A 14,814-nucleotide genomic window follows, 5' to 3' on the forward strand; every position below is an offset into this window, starting at 1 on the left:
GCGTTCACGTCCCCGGGACCGGGTCGTGCCACGTCTCCCCGGCTCCGGGGAAGTCCGCCGCCTGCGACGGGCCCCAACTGCCGGGCGCGTACGTGTGGACGGGCAGGCCGGGTGCGAGGGCGGGGTCGACGGCGCGCCAGGCGGCCTCCACGGTGTCCTGGGGGGCGAACAGCCAGCGCTGCCCGTCCAGGGCCGCTCCGATCAGCCGGTCGTAGGGTCGCATGTCGTGCTCGGGGCGCTCGCTGAAGGACAGCGGCTCGCTCTGGGCCTGCCAGCCCGCGCCCGGCCGCTTGCCGACCAGCGTGAGCGTCAGGACGCTCTCGGGCCGCACCTGGACGCGCAGGGTGTTGGCGCCGGCCGACGAGCCGAGGCCGAAGATGTCCCTCGGCGGTCCGTGGAAGGTGACCCACACCTCGCTGGCGCTCACGGGCAGCCGCTTGCCGGCCCGGATGAGGACCGGTACGCCGGCCCACCGCCAGGAGTCGAGGTGGAAGCGGGCGGCGACGTAGGTCTCGGTGCGGCTGCCGGGTGCGACCCCCGGCACGTCCAGGTAGCCGTCGTACTGCCCCAGCAGCACGTCCGCCGGGTCCAGCGGGCGCAGCGCGGTGATGACGCGGGCGCGGGAGTCCTGCCACTCGGCCAGCCCCGGGCCGTCGGGCGGGTCGGCGGTGACCGTGGCGAGCAGCTCCAGCAGGTGGTTCTGGAGGACGTCGCGGACCGCTCCGGTACGGTCGTAGAAGCGGCCGCGGTCGTCGACGCCGAAGGCCTCCGCCATGGTGATCTGGATGCTCCGCACGTGGTCGCGGTCGAGGAGGGGTTCGAGCACCGAGTTCGCGAAGCGGGCGAACATCAGGTTCTCCATCTGCTCCAGGCCGAGCCAGTGGTCGACGCGGAACACGGCTTCCTCGGGGAACACCTCGTGCATGGTCGCGTTGAGCTCCCGGGCGCTCTTCAGGTCGGTGCCGAAGGGCTTCTCGACCATGATGCGGGCGTGGTCGGCGCGGCCCACGGCGGCGATGCCCCGCGCGATCCGGCCGAACAGGGCGGGGGGCACCTCCAGGTAGTACAGGACCCGTCCCCTGTCGCCCAGTTCGCGGTCGAGCGCCTGGTAGGTGGTGTCCTGGGTGAGGTCGCCGTCCACGTACCGCAGCAGTCCGAGCAGTTTCTCCGCCCCGGCGCCGTCGGCGGGGATGCCGTTGTGTTCGAGCGAGGCCCTGGCGTAGTCGCGGAACCGCTCCAGGTCCCAGCCGCCGGTCGCCACACCGATGACCGGCATGTCGAGGACACCGCGTTCACACAGCCCGACCAGCGCGGGGAAGGTCTCCAGCTTCGCGAGATCGCCGGTCGCCCCGAAGATGACGAGTGCGTCCACGCGTTCCGTTGTCATGCTGCCTCCAGGAGGTCAGAAGTGCCGACGGTCCAGGGCGTCGTCGAGGGTCGTGGCGGCCATGATGAGCGAGAGGTGGGTGAAGGCCTGGGGGAAGTTGCCCAGTTGTTCGCCGGTGGGGCCGATCTCCTCGGCGAAGAGCCCGACGTGGTTGGCGTAGGTGAACATCTTCTCGAAGGCGAACCGGGCCTTCTCCAGTCGTCCGGCGCGGGCGAGGGCGTCGACCCGGAGGAAGCTGCACAGGCTGAACGTGCCCTCGCAGCCGCGCAGTCCGTCGGGCGAGGCGGCGGGGTCGTAGCGGTAGACCAGGCTGTCGGACACCAGGTTCTCCTCGATCGCGTCGAGGGTGCCCAGCCACTCAGGGTCGGTGGGTGACAGGAACCCGACGCGCGGGGTGAGCAGGAGGGAGGCGTCCAGGACGTCGCCGCCGTAGTGCTGTGCCAGTCCGCCGCGCGCGGACGACCAGCCCCTGTCCATGATCTGGGCGAAGATGGCGTCGCGCGTGGTCCGCCAGCGGACCAGGTCCGCGGGGCGGGAGAACTCGGTGGCGAGGCCCAGCCCCCGGTCCAGGGCGACCCAGCACATGACGCGGCTGAAGGTGAAGTCCTGCCGCCCGCCGCGGGTCTCCCAGATGCCGTCGTCGGGGCGGTCCCAGGAGTTCGCCAGCCGGTCCAGCACCTCGGCGATCGCCTTCCAGCTGCGGTGGTGCGGCCGTGTGCCGCCGCCCCGGCCCTGGGCGAGGGCGTAGAGCGCCTCGCCGTAGATGTCGAGCTGGAGCTGGTCCATGGCGGCGTTGCCGACGCGGACGGGGGCCGAGCCGCGGTAGCCCTCGAAGTGGTCGAGCACCTCTTCGGGAAGGTCCGGATCGCCGTCGACCCGGTACATGATCTGGAGCGGTTCGCGGTCGCGTCCCCCGCCGCCCGGGCCGGGTCCCGACGGGCTCTCGGTCAGCCGGGCGGTGAGCCAGTCGGTGAACGCGGTCGCCTCCTCGACGAACCCCAGGTCCAGCAGCGCCCGTACGGACAGGGAGCCGTCCCGTATCCAGGTGTAGCGGTAGTCCCAGTTGCGTTCCCCGCCGACCTGCTCGGGGAGCCCGAGGGTGGCGGCGGCGACGGGCGCGCCCGTGGGCGCGTAGGTGAGGAGCTTGAGGGTGATGGCGGCGCGGTGCACCATGTCCGGCCACCGGCCCCGGTAGTGGGTGGTGTGGATCCACCGCTGCCAGAACCTCACCGCGTCGTTCAGTTCGTCCTCCAGCCCCGGTACGTCGATGGGGCCGGGGGGCGCGCCGTCGGGCCGGCACACCGTCAGGGCGGCTCCGGCCTTCTGTCCCGCGCTCAGGTGGATGGTGCCGTAGGCGTCGTCGCCGGTGGCGCCGCCGGGGCCTCGCTCCAGGGGGAACGTGGCGCGCAGGTGCGCGGCCGTGCCGGGGCTGCGGAAGGTGGCGTGGTCGCCGTCGACGTGCAGGGTGTGCGGGGCGCGGGCGAAGTCGAAGCGGGGCGCGCAGCGCAGCCGGAAGCGGACGGTGCCGCGCATGCAGCGCAGCATCCGTACCAGGACGTGCCGGTCGGTCGCCGCGCCGCCCGGGGACGGGGGCATCCAGTCGAGCAGTTCGCCCACACCGTCGGGCGACATGAAACGGGTCACCAGCACGGCCGTGTTGGGGTAGTACAACTGCTTGCAGGTGCCGCTGGGGTGGTCCGGGGCGATCTCGAAGAACCCGCCGCGGTCGTGGTCCAGGAGGGCCGCGAAGAGGGCGGGTGAGTCGAACCGCGGCGCCGCGAACCAGTCGACGACGCCTTCGGACGAGATGACCGCGGCGGTCTGCAGGTCGCCCACGAGACCGTGGTCGGCTATGGGAGGGTAACGCTCCACATGGGCTCCTCGTGTGGTGCGTGGCCGTCTCCCCCCACTATCCGCCTCGCCGGTCCTCCCGTCGCCCCGAGACGCCTTCCCGCAGGCCAGGCGCTGGGTGCGGGGCGGGCGGCCGGTGTGCGAGGCTCAGCCCATGCGGTACATCATCATCGGCGCGGGCGCGGTCGGCGCCACCATCGGCGGGCGGCTCGCGCAGGCGGGCAAGGAGGTCGTCCTGGTCGCGCGGGGCGAGCACGCACAGGCCCTGCGGGCGGACGGACTGCGGCTCACCACGGCGGAGGGGACGCGGGTCCACCGGCTGCCGGTCGTCACCGGCCCGGCGGACGCGGGCCGTCTGCGGCGGGACGACGTCCTGCTGCTCACCGTGAAGACGCAAGGAGCGGTCGCCGCCCTGGACGCGTGGGGCGACGCGGAGGTGGCGGGCGGCGGCACGGCGGCCCAGCGCCTGCCGGTGTTCTGCCTGCAGAACGGTGTGGAGGGCGAGCGGATCGCGCTGCGGCGGTTCTCCCGCGTCCACGGCGTGTGCGTCTGGCTGCCGTCGACGTTCCTGCGGCCGGGCATCGTGTCGGCGCTCTGCGCCCCGCTGACCGGCGTCCTGCACCTCGGGCTCGCCGCGGGTGGCAGTGACGCGTTGTGCCGGGCGGTGGCGGCGGACCTGACCGCCGCGGGCTTCGGGGCGCCGGTCGTCGACGACGTGATGCGCTGGAAGTACGCCAAGCTGCTGTCCAATCTGGGCAACGCGATCCAGGCCACCACCGGCCCGGAGGCCGCGCCCGCGAAACGGGCTCTTTTGGGGCGGGCGGTCCGCGAGGCGGAGGCGGTGTACGCGGCGGCGGGCATCGCGTACGCCTCCGCCGCCGAGGAGGCGGAGGCCCGCGACGGCAAGGCCGAGCAGCCGGCGGAGGTGCGGGGTGGCTCGTCCTGGCAGAGCCTGGCCCGGGGGACGGGATCGATCGAGGCGGACTACCTGAACGGCGAGATCTCGCTGCTCGGGCGGCTGCACGGGGTCGCGACCCCGGTCAACGACGTCCTGCGGCACGCGGCGAACATCTTCGCGCGCAAGGGCCTGCCGCCGGGTGCGATGTCCGTCGAGGACCTCACGGCCCTCGCGGACGAGGCCACCGCCCGCACCGCCGGTCAACCCCCGGGGTAGCCCCCGGGGCCCCCGGGGCCCCCGGGGGCTTTGGGCGCGCGGGGGGTCCGGCACCGTACAGTGCTCCTGGGCGCGGCACGAGCATCGGGAGAGCACGTGACTGCGGTGAGCCTTGAGCACAGGACCGTACCCGCCGACACCGGCGAGGTGACCCTGCTGATCGCGCGGCAGGTCGAGCCGGGACACGAGGCCGTCTTCGAGCGCTGGGCGCGGGGCATCCTCGCGACCGCGGCGGGGTTCCCCGGTCACCTGGGCCACGGCCTGTTCCGGCCGTCCGCCGACGGCGCGCCCTGGTTCCTGATCCACCGGTTCCGGGACGCCGAGGCGTGCCGCCGCTGGCAGGAGTCCCCGGAGAGGGCGGCCTGGTTCGCCGCCTGCGAGGGGCACCACCACATCGAGGTGGCGCGGCGGGAACTCACCGGGATGGAGACGTGGTTCGCCGAGCCGGGCGCGGTGACGCCGGCGCCCCCGCGGTGGAAGATGGCGATCAGCGCCACGCTGGCGATCTACCCGATCTCCCTGGCGGGCAGCTATGTCCTCGTCCCGCACCTGACCGGCCTGCACCCGGTCGTGAGCAGTGCGGTGATCGCCTGCGTCTTCAACGTCCTGATGACGTACGCGGCGATGCCCGCGGTCAGCCGCCTGCTGCGGGGTTGGCTCCGCGGACCGCGGGCGTAGGGGACGCCCCTGCCCGGGCCGCGGAGCCGGATCCGGTGGCGGCTTCGGTGCGGGCGGCCGGTCGGTGAACCCTCGTGGCGCGTGGTGGGGGCAGCAAGGGTTTCCCCTCTTTCTCCGTGGTTTCTCCGTCTGACATCTTGCGTTCGCCCCCTACACACTCGGCCCGGCTGCCCGACCAGCACGCCGGGACTCGGAGGACGCGTTGATACGTCACATATCCCGTTGGCACCCGGCGAGATCGCTCACGGCCGCCGCGGCCGTACTCGGCTCGACCCTCGCCCTCGTCACTCCGGCCGCGGCCCTCGGCAGCGCGCCGGACGCCGCCACCCCCGTGCCCGCACCGGCCGTCGCGCCGGCGTCGGCCGCCGCGTGGGTCGCGGGCACCCGGGCCCACCTCGTGATCACCTCGCCCGGTGACACCTCCGCCGTGCGGGCGGCCGTGACCGCCAACGGCGGTTCGGTGTTCGCCGCCTACGACGCGATCGGCGTGATCGTCGCCCACTCGGCCTCGGCCGGCTTCGCCTCCGCGATGCGCGGGGTTTCCGGAGTGCAGCAGGTCGGTGCGACGCGTACGTCGGACGTGCCGGCCGACGCGTACGACCCCGCCCTCCCGGCGAACCCGCCCCAGGCGTCGAACCCGCCGGCGGAGAGCCTGCGCTGGGACATGACCCAGATCAACGCCGACAAGGCGTGGGCGGTGAACCCCGGTTCCGCGACGGTCAAGGTCGGTGTGCTCGACACGGGCGTGGACGACCGGCACCAGGACATCGCGCCGAACTTCAACGCGGCGGACTCCGCCTCCTGCGCCTACGGCAAGGCCGACACCCGCGCGGGCGCGTGGCGGGACGTCGGTACGCACGGGACGCACGTGGCCGGGACGATCGCGGCCGCCAAGAACGGCAAGGGCGTGGTCGGTGTGGCGCCCGGGGTGAAGATCTCCTCGGTCCGCATCGCCGAACCGGGCAGCAGCCTGTTCTTCGCGGAGAACACGATCTGCGGCTTCATGTGGGCCGGTGACCACGGCTTCAAGGTCACCAACAACAGCTATTACACGGACCCGTGGCAGTTCAACTGCCCGGACAACGCCGACCAGGCCGCCATCATCGAGGGTGTCCGCAGGGCGCAGGAGTACGCCGAGAGGCGGGGTTCGCTGCAGGTCGCGGCGGCCGGCAACTCCAACCTCGACCTGGCGAACAAGACGGTCGACACGGAGAGCCCCAACGACTCCACTCCGGTCAGGCGCCCGATCACCAACGCCTGCCTGGACATTCCGACCGAGCTGCCCGGCGTCGTGACGGTCGCCGCCATGGGCAAGGGCAACGTCAAGGCGTCGTACTCCAACTACGGCAACGGCGTCGTCGACATCGCCGCCCCGGGCGGTGACGGTGCCTCCGGCGTCTACTCCACCCTGCCCGGCGGCAAGTACGGCAACATGAACGGTACGTCGATGGCGTCGCCGCACGTCGCGGGCGTCGCCGCGCTGATGGCGAGCGCCGACCCCACGGCCACCCCGGCCGACATCCGGTCCCGGCTCGGCGTCCAGGCTGTGGACGTGGCGTGCCCGGCCGACAGCCGGTGCACGGGTACCACCGCCAGGAACGGGTTCTTCGGCGAGGGTCAGACCGACGCCCTGAAGGCGGTCGGTGGGACGACGCCGCCTCCCGGCGGGTACTTCGAGACCACCACGGACGTGACGATCGCGGACAACGCGACCGTGGACAGCCCGATCACCGTCTCGGGTGTGACGGGCAACGCGCCGGCCGCCCTGAAGGTGGGCGTCGACATCGCGCACACGTACCGCGGTGACCTGGTCGTCTCGCTGGTGGCGCCCGACGGCACGGTGTACCCGCTGGAGGACTTCGCCGACAACGACGGTACGGACAACGTGCGCAAGGCGTACACGGTCGACGCCTCCGCGGAGGTGGCGAACGGCACCTGGAAGCTCCGGGTGCGGGACATCGCGCGGCAGGACACCGGGAAGATCGACGCCTGGAACCTGACCTTCTGAATGTTCTGAGGGCTTTCGTCCCTCCGGGCACCGCCGTTCATGGCCGTGCCGCCCCGCGTCGGTCGCGGGGCGGCACGGCCGCGGCGTTCACACCCGGCGCCACCTCGCCATGGCGAACGAGAACAGCCCGTACAGCGCGAGCCCCAGTGCGACGGCCACGAGCAGCCAGGGGCCGGCCGGGGTGTCGGCGAAGGAGCGGATGGTGTCGTCGACGCCCTTCGCCTCGCTGGGCCGGTACGTGATCGCGGCTCGCAGCGCGAACCCGCCGGCCACCATGAAGACCAGGCCGCGGGCCACACCGCCGCCCACTCCGGCGACGTCGACGGCCTGACGGGCCCGGGTGCTCATCTCGCCCAGTTTCAGATGTTTGTGGTAGCTGCGCCGGATTGCCTGCACGGCACCGACGGCGCCCGCGACGGCGATGCCGATCCCGGCGGCCGCCACCAGCCACTGCCCGGCGGGCAGTTCCAGCGCGCGAGCCGTCAGGTCGTCGGACTGCCGGTCGCTCTGTCCGCCGCCGCCGCTGTGGTCACCGCCGGCGAACGTGAACACCGACCAGGCGGCCACGGCGTAGAAGACGGCGCGGCCGGCCGAGAGCAGTCGCCGGGTCGTCTTGTTCCCCCACAGCGCCTCGGTGAGCTGCCACAGGGCCATGCCCACCAGGCCGATGCCGAGCAGCCACAGGAGCACCGATCCCATGGGTTTGGCGGCGACCTCGGCGAGGGCACCGCCCTTGTCGGCCTGTTCGCCGCCGTCTCCGAAGGCGATCCGCAGGGCCAGGAAGCCGACGAGGAGATAAATCACACCCCGTGCGGCGAATCCCCACCGACCTGCCACCTCTACGACGGTTCTGCCGCTTTTGCCGTTTGCCTTGTTCCGTATGCTCACCACGGCACCTCCCCTGCCCCGTTGCCCTGCGCGGCGGACGGGAAACCGGGCGGCCGCCCGGCAGTGGGACCTGTGGGGTGCGGGTTCTCGAAGGTTGCCATTGTTTTTTCGCTGTTTCCGTTATCACCGGCCCGGCGGCCGGTCTCCCAGGTGTCGGGCGGATCGTCGTCCGCGGGAGGAAGGAGCCGAGAAGTGAGCCAGACAGACGAGGCACGGCTGGTCAGGGCGGCGCAGGCCGGGGACCAGCGGGCGCAGGACGAGCTGGTGGCGGCCTACCTGCCGCTCGTCTACAACATCGTCGGGCGGGCGCTGAGCGGGCACGCCGATGTGGACGACGTGGTGCAGGAGACGATGATCCGGGCGCTCGGCGGCCTCGGTTCGCTGCGCGATCCGGACCGGTTCCGGTCCTGGCTGGTGGCGATCACCATGAACCGGATACGTGACCACCGGTCGGTCCCCACCCTGGCGGGTGACTCGTACGCCGGGGAGGAGCCGGCGGATCCGGGCGCCGACTTCGTGGACCTCACGATCCTGCGGCTGGGACTGTCGGGGCAGCGGCGCGAGGCGGCCGAGGCCACCCGGTGGCTGGAGGACGACGACCGGGAGCTGCTGTCGCTGTGGTGGCTGGAGGCGGCGGGCGAGCTGAGCCGGACGGAGGTGGCCGAGGCTCTGGAGCTCACGCCGCAGCACACGGCCGTGCGCGTACAGCGGATGAAGGCGCAGCTGGAGACCGCGCGGATCGTGGTCCGGGCGCTGGCGGCGGTGCCGCGGTGTGTGCTGCTGGACGACGCGGTGGCGGGGTGGGACGGGCTGCCGTCGGCGCTCTGGCGCAAGCGGATCGCCCGGCACGCCCGTGATTGCACGGTGTGTTCCGGTCATGGTGCGGGGCTGGTCCCCGCCGAGGGGCTGCTGGTCGGTCTGGGGCTGGTGCCCGTGGGGGCCGCGCTCGCGGGAGCGGGTGCGGGGCTCGCGGCCGGCGCGGGCGACACGTTCGTCCTGGCGGGTGCCGGGTCGGCGGTCCCGGGCGCGCACGGGTCGGTGCCCGCCGGGGTGGCCGCGGGCGGTGCCGGGCGCGGGGGCGGGAGCGGTCCGGGCGTCCGGCGGCAGGAGCGCCACGCCCGGCGCCGGCGGCAGCGACGCGGGGCGGCCGCCGCGGCGGCGCTGCTGGTGGCGGGCGGCGGGGTGGCCGGCTGGCAGCTCCTCGGGCCCGAGGAGGGCAGCCGGGAGCTGCGTACGCAGACGGCGACGGAACCCTCCCGCGCGGCGCTCGCGACACCGTCCGCGCCGGCCCGGCCGAGCGCGCGGCCGTCGGCCTCGCCGTCACCGTCCGCGTCGAAGAGCCCCTCGCCGTCGGCGTCGCCGTCCAAGAAGCCGAAGCCGAAGGCGACGCCCAGCCGGAAGACGGCCGAGCCGCGGCCGGAGGCGTCCCCGTCACGGGAGCGTTCCGCCCCGCGGCCCGAGCGGCCGCAGGCGCCCTCGGGGGGGTCGTTCGCGGAGCAGGTGACCGCGCTGGTCAACTCGGAGCGGGCGGACAACGGCTGCGGTCCGGTGAGCCAGAACGGGCAGCTGGACACGGCCGCCCAGCGGCACTCCGAGGACATGGCGGCCCGCGGCTACTTCGACCACACGAGCCCGGACGGCACGGACCCGGGCGACCGGGTCACCGCCGCGGGGTACCAGTGGTCGACGTACGGCGAGAACATAGCGAGGGGCCAGCAGAGCGCCGCCTCGGTGATGGAGTCCTGGATGAACAGCCCGGGCCACCGTGCCAACATCCTCAACTGCTCGTTCAAGGAGATCGGCCTCGGCGTCCACCAGGGGCAGGGCGGCCCGTGGTGGACACAGGTTTTCGGCGCACGCGGCTGACCGGGCGACGACGGGCACGGCCGTTGATCGCCGTGCCCCGATCGGGGGGCTCCGGGCCGAGGCTTCAACCGGGGAAGAGGAGGGGCTTATCCTCGGACGACGGGGTAGATGGTCACCGCACCTCGCCGACGACCCTGCGGCGGCAGACCGCGCGGTGCCCATCACGAGGGAGGAAGGGAGCGGGCACGTGAGACCGGCGAGGGAAGCGGACGTGGGGCTGGACCGTGACGTCTTCATGCGCGGGCTCGTCCGGGAGCTGGCGACGTCCCTGGAGACGGTGGTCGGCCTGGAGGAGGCGTCCGGCTACATCAGCCTGGTCGGCCAGTCGGTCGGCACCCAGATCAACGCGTCCTACACCGCGGCCCTCGGTGTGCCGCGGCTCACCCGCGAGCAGGTGGCCGACGTCCTGGTCGACCTCAAGCAGCGCATCAGGGGCGACTTCTACCTGATCTCCCAGGACGAGGAGAAGATCGTCCTGGGCAGCCGCAGCTGCCCGTTCGCCGAGAAGGTGGAGGGCCGGGAGTCGATGTGCATGATGACGTCGAACATGTTCGGCACCATCGCCGCCCAGAACCTCGGCTACGCGCGCGTGGAGCTGGAGGAGACGATCGCCCGCGGCAGCTCCGGCTGCCGGGTCGTCGTCCACCTCACCCCCGACCTCGAGATCGACGAGCACGACGAGCCCGGCCGCGAGTACTTCGGCGACTCGCGGAAGGCGGAAGCCCCTACCGCCGCCCCCACGACGCCGGCGCCGGCAGAGGACTGAACCGAGATGGACCTGGCCGGCTTCCACGCCGTGGCCAAGCTCCTGCCGCACGCGGTCGTGGTCGTCGCCGCCTCGGGCAGGATCCTGGCCGTCAACCCCGCGACGCACCGGACGATGGACACGCTCCGTCCCGGTGCCGACCTGCTCGGGCTGGTGGCCGACGCCGACGACGTGGCGCAGCGGCTGAGGCAGTGGCTGCGCAGCGGCTCGCCGCTCCCGGGCGTGATGACCGCGCACGACGGTGAGGGCCGTCCGATCCGGCTGCGGTGCCACGGGGCCCGCGCCACCTGGTGGCAGGGCTCCGAGCCGGCCGTACAGATCCACCTGTCGCGGCTGGACGTCAGCGACCGCTTCGTGGCGCTCAGCCAGCGGGTCAGTCTCATGAACCAGCAGATGGCCTACCGCCGGGCGATCGCCGAGCAGCGGGACCGCATGCTGCGCAGCGAGACCGAGGCGCGCGCCCGGATGCAGCGCCTGTACCGTCTGACGGCCGCGCTGGCCGCCAGCGCGAACCTCACCGACGTGTGCGAGGCGGTGCACAAGTGCGCGCCGCAGGCCCTGGACGCGGCCGGGGTGACCCTGGAGCTGCACCCCCGCCGCATCGTGCCGTCGCTGGCGCCCACCGACACGCTTCCGGTCACGACCGCCGCCTGGACCGATCTGGACCAGCTGCCCGGCGGCCCCTCCCCCACCGGGTCGCTGCCGGAGGCGGCGCGGCGCGTGCCGCTGGAGGCGGAGGGCGTGACCCTGGGCAGCCTGGTGATCCACTACCTGCCCGGGGCGGACCCGGACCCCGACCACACCGTCGCCATCGCCCAGCAGATCGCCCAGGCGGTACGCCGCGCCGGTCTGTTCGAGCACGAACACCGCCTGGCCGTTCGGCTCCAGCGCAGCCTGCTGCCGCGCCTGCCGGAGATCGACGGTCTGGACATCGCCAGCGGCTACGCCCCCGGTACCCACATGGTGGACGTGGGCGGCGACTGGTACGACGTCCACCTGCTCAGCCAGGACACCATCGGCTTCACCATCGGGGACGTGGCCGGCCACGGCATCACCGAGGCGACGGCGATGGCGCAGATCAGCACGGTGCTACGCGGCCTGTCCCGGCGGCACCGGGAGAACCTCCCGGCGGTGATGGCGGAGCTCAACGACTACCTGGGCACGTACCACGACGGGCTGATGGCCACCGCCTGCTACGCCACCTACCACCGCAGCACCCGTACGCTGCGCTACACCCGTGCGGGACACCCGCCGCCGCTGCTGATCCGGCGCGACGGCACCACCGAGTACCTGATGAGCGGGCTCGCCCCACCGCTCGGCCCGGTGCCGTTCACCCGGTACCCGCAGGCGGAGATCACCGTCCCGGCGGGCGCCACGCTCGTGTTCTACACCGACGGCCTCATCGAGCGCCGGGGCGAGAGCCTGGACGTCGGGCTGGACCGCCTCGCCCGTACGGCCTCCACCGCGGCCGCGCTCGACGCGCAGGGCACGTGCGACCTGCTGCTGCACGAGCAGCCGGACACGGACATGCCCGACGACCAGGCCCTCCTCGTCGTCCGTTTCCCGGAGGAGGACCCGTCCGGGGAGGACCCGTCCGGGGAGGGCCCCGAGGCTGAGGCCGCCCCCGAGGGCTGAGCCCCGCCGGGCGGGCGGTCCGCGTCTGCCGGCCGGTCCGGTGCCCCCTGCGGGTGAAGCGTGGGCCGAAGATCGCCGATTCCGCTCGTTCCGCCGCGAGACTGTGCCGCGGGGCCGCTGGGCCCACGGATCAGGGAAGGCGGACGCAATGGCGAACGGCACCGTTCTGCTGGCACTGCGGGAGAACCCTCTGGGCGGTGGGGTCAGCACCGAGCAGCTGCGCCGGATCGGCAAGGAGCTGGCGAACCAGGGGCTGGAGCCGCGGTGGGCCGCCAGTGCCCAGGAGGCGCGCGCCACCCTCCACACGGAGTCGGGTCTGGCGGCTGCCGTCGTCGCCTGGGACCTGCCGCGCGGCACCGGTGCCGCCGCCGGGAAGGGCGACGGGGCGGACGGCGAGGTGGCCGGCGGGGCGGACGTCCTGCGCCACATCGGACGGCGGTTCAAGAACCTGCCCGTCTTCCTGCTCATGGCCGACGACGCCGACCAGGACCTGGAACGGCTGCCGCTGTGGGTCTCCGAGACGGTGGTCGGCTACATCTGGCCGCTGGAGGACACCGCCGCCTTCATCGCCGGGCGGGTCGTGACCGCCGCCCGCGCCTACCACCAGGACATCCTGCCGCCGTTCTTCAAGGCGCTGCGCCGCTTCGACGACGCGCACCAGTACTCGTGGCACACCCCCGCGCACTCGGGAGGTGTCGCGTTCCTCAAGTCCGCCGCCGGGCGGGCGTTCTTCGACTACTTCGGCGAGCGGCTCTTCCGCAGCGACCTGTCCATCTCGGTGGGGGAACTGGGGTCGCTGTTCGAGCACAGCGGGCCGATCGGCGAGGCCGAACGCAACGCCGCCCGCGTCTTCGGCGCCGACCGCACCTACTTCGTCCTGCACGGCGACTCCACCGCCGACCGCATGGTGGGCCACTACAGCGTCACCACCGACGAGATCGCCCTGGTGGACCGCAACTGCCACAAGTCCGTCCTGCACGGCCTGGTGATCTCCGGCGCCCGCCCCGTGTACCTGGTGCCGACGCGCAACGGTTACGGCCTGGCGGGTCCGCTGCCGCCGGCGGAGACCGGTTCCTCGGCGGTCGCCGCCCGGATCGCGGCCAACCCGCTGGCGGCCGGGGCGGTCTCGCGCGAGGCCCAGTACGCGGTGCTCACCAACTCGACGTACGACGGCCTGTGTTACGACACCGTCGCAGCCGCCCGGGCCCTCGCGCCGAGCACTCCGCGCCTGCACTTCGACGAGGCGTGGTTCGCCTACGCCCGCTTCCATCCCCTGTACGCGGGGCGCTACGGGATGGCGGTCGGCCCGGACACGCTCCCGGGCCCGGAGCGGCCCACCGTGTTCTCCACCCAGTCGACGCACAAACTGCTGGCCGCCCTGTCGCAGACCGCGATGGTGCACGTCAGGTCGGCGCCGCGGGCCCCCGTGGTGCACGAACGGTTCAACGAGGCGTTCATGATGCACGGCACCACCTCGCCGCTCTATCCGGCCATCGCGTCCCTCGACGTGGCGACCGCGATGATGGACGGTCCGCAGGGGCAGTGGCTGATCGACGAGGCGGTGACCGAGGCCATCCGCTTCCGGCAGGCCGTGGTGCGCACCGGACGGCGCATCGCGGGCGCCGGGGACCGGCCCGGCTGGTTCTTCGGCGTCTGGCAGCCGGAGACCGTCACGGACCCGGCCACCGGTGAGCGCGTCGCCTTCGCCGACGCCCCGGCCTCACTGCTGCGCCGCGAACCGGGCTGCTGGCACCTCGAACCGGGCGCCGCCTGGCACGGTTTCCGTGATCTGACCGACGGCTACTGCATGCTCGACCCGATCAAGGTGACGCTGACCTGCCCCGGTGTGTCCGCCACCGGGGAGACCTCGCCGTGGGGGATCCCGGCGCGCGTGCTGACCGCGTACCTCGCCACGCGGGGCATCGTCGTGGAGAAGACCGACAGCTACACCACGCTCGTCCTGTTCTCGATGGGCATCACCAAGGGCAAGTGGGGCACGCTGATGGACGCCCTGATGGACTTCAAGGCGCTGTACGACGCGGACGCGCCCCTCGACCGGGTGCTGCCGGACCTGGTGGGGCGGTATCCGCGCCGGTACGCCGGCACCACGCTGCGCGACCTGTGCCAGGAGATGCACGAGCACCTGACCGGCGCCCGGCTGATCACCGCGCTCGACACCGCGTTCCAGCAGCTCCCCGAGCCGGTCGCCCCGCCGCAGGCCTGCTACCAACAGCTGATCCGCGGCGGTACCGAACGCCTCCCGCTCAGGGAGGCGTCCATGCGGGTCGCCGCCGCCATGGTGACGGTGACCCCGCCGGGCATCCCGGTGCTGATGCCCGGCGAGTCCACCGGAGCGCCGGACGGGCCGCTGCTGCGCTACCTGGGCGCGCTGGAGGCGTTCGACCGGGCGTTCCCCGGCTTCCACAGCGAGGCGCACGGTGTGACCGTGGACGCCGAGACCGGTGACTACCTGATCGAGTGCGTCCGCCCGGCCCGGGTCTGACGCGTCCGGTGTTCCGTCCGTGACCGGGGTGATTGCCCGGTCCGGTGTTTTCTGGGGG

Annotated in this window: 10 protein-coding genes; 7 read left to right on the plus strand and 3 right to left on the minus strand. The window is 73.1% G+C overall.

Features of this window, described 5'->3' with window-relative positions:
* Positions 1 to 4: 4 nt before the first annotated feature.
* Both EIZ62_RS02225 and EIZ62_RS02230 read right to left on the minus strand, forming a co-directional pair.
* Entirely contained in the window at positions 5 to 1,387 is a 1,383-nt protein-coding gene (locus tag EIZ62_RS02225; RefSeq protein ID WP_156691023.1) for a glucose-6-phosphate dehydrogenase, read from the minus strand.
* A gap of 15 nt (positions 1,388 to 1,402) precedes the next feature.
* Positions 1,403 to 3,259: a glycoside hydrolase family 15 protein gene (locus EIZ62_RS02230; protein WP_156691024.1), complete on the minus strand. Its 1,857-nt coding sequence runs from the start codon at positions 3,257 to 3,259 to the stop codon at positions 1,403 to 1,405.
* A 133-nt stretch (positions 3,260 to 3,392) separates the two neighbouring features.
* On the opposite strand from EIZ62_RS02230, the gene EIZ62_RS02235 reads away from it, so the two are divergent.
* The 3 genes from EIZ62_RS02235 (at position 3,393) to EIZ62_RS02245 (ending at position 7,098) form a co-directional block, all read left to right on the plus strand.
* Complete coding sequence (locus EIZ62_RS02235; RefSeq protein ID WP_156691025.1) at positions 3,393 to 4,412, plus strand: ketopantoate reductase family protein; 1,020 nt, start codon at positions 3,393 to 3,395, stop codon at positions 4,410 to 4,412.
* Positions 4,413 to 4,508: 96 nt separating this feature from the next.
* Entirely contained in the window at positions 4,509 to 5,090 is a 582-nt protein-coding gene (locus EIZ62_RS02240) for an antibiotic biosynthesis monooxygenase (RefSeq protein ID WP_156691026.1), read from the plus strand.
* Positions 5,091 to 5,292: 202 nt separating this feature from the next.
* Positions 5,293 to 7,098 carry a S8 family peptidase gene (locus tag EIZ62_RS02245; protein ID WP_208827735.1) on the plus strand — a complete coding sequence of 602 codons (1,806 nt, stop codon included), beginning with the start codon at positions 5,293 to 5,295 and terminating at the stop codon, positions 7,096 to 7,098.
* Between the two features lie 87 nt (positions 7,099 to 7,185).
* Here the strand turns inward: EIZ62_RS02245 and EIZ62_RS02250 are convergent, their stop codons facing one another.
* The gene (locus EIZ62_RS02250) at positions 7,186 to 7,986 is read right to left on the minus strand and encodes a DUF1206 domain-containing protein (RefSeq protein WP_425281790.1); all 801 of its coding nucleotides are present in this window, start codon (positions 7,984 to 7,986) and stop codon (positions 7,186 to 7,188) included.
* A gap of 192 nt (positions 7,987 to 8,178) precedes the next feature.
* Between EIZ62_RS02250 and EIZ62_RS02255 the strand changes: the two genes are divergently transcribed.
* From EIZ62_RS02255 to EIZ62_RS02270, 4 genes are all read left to right on the plus strand, one after another.
* Positions 8,179 to 9,852, plus strand: a complete 1,674-nt coding sequence (locus tag EIZ62_RS02255; protein ID WP_156691028.1) for a sigma-70 family RNA polymerase sigma factor — start codon at positions 8,179 to 8,181, stop codon at positions 9,850 to 9,852.
* Between the two features lie 187 nt (positions 9,853 to 10,039).
* Positions 10,040 to 10,618, plus strand: a complete 579-nt coding sequence (locus EIZ62_RS02260) for a methanogen output domain 1-containing protein (RefSeq protein ID WP_208827737.1) — start codon at positions 10,040 to 10,042, stop codon at positions 10,616 to 10,618.
* Between the two features lie 6 nt (positions 10,619 to 10,624).
* The gene (locus EIZ62_RS02265; protein WP_156691030.1) at positions 10,625 to 12,253 is read left to right on the plus strand and encodes a SpoIIE family protein phosphatase; all 1,629 of its coding nucleotides are present in this window, start codon (positions 10,625 to 10,627) and stop codon (positions 12,251 to 12,253) included.
* 148 nt (positions 12,254 to 12,401) lie between these two features.
* Positions 12,402 to 14,756, plus strand: a complete 2,355-nt coding sequence (locus tag EIZ62_RS02270) for an Orn/Lys/Arg family decarboxylase (RefSeq protein ID WP_156691031.1) — start codon at positions 12,402 to 12,404, stop codon at positions 14,754 to 14,756.
* The last annotated feature ends 58 nt before the right edge of the window (positions 14,757 to 14,814 follow it).

The organism is Streptomyces ficellus, from assembly GCF_009739905.1.
Classification (GTDB): Bacteria; Actinomycetota; Actinomycetes; order Streptomycetales; family Streptomycetaceae; genus Streptomyces; species Streptomyces ficellus_A.

Bases quoted from the DNA above. Each gene is read 5' to 3' on its own strand.
- EIZ62_RS02225 (WP_156691023.1), bottom strand. From the start codon at position 1,387: ATGACAACGGAACGCGTGGACGCACTCGTCATCTTCGGGGCGACCGGC.
- EIZ62_RS02235 (WP_156691025.1), top strand. From the start codon at position 3,393: ATGCGGTACATCATCATCGGCGCGGGCGCGGTCGGCGCCACCATCGGC.
- EIZ62_RS02265 (WP_156691030.1), top strand. From the start codon at position 10,625: ATGGACCTGGCCGGCTTCCACGCCGTGGCCAAGCTCCTGCCGCACGCG.
- EIZ62_RS02270 (WP_156691031.1), top strand. From the start codon at position 12,402: ATGGCGAACGGCACCGTTCTGCTGGCACTGCGGGAGAACCCTCTGGGC.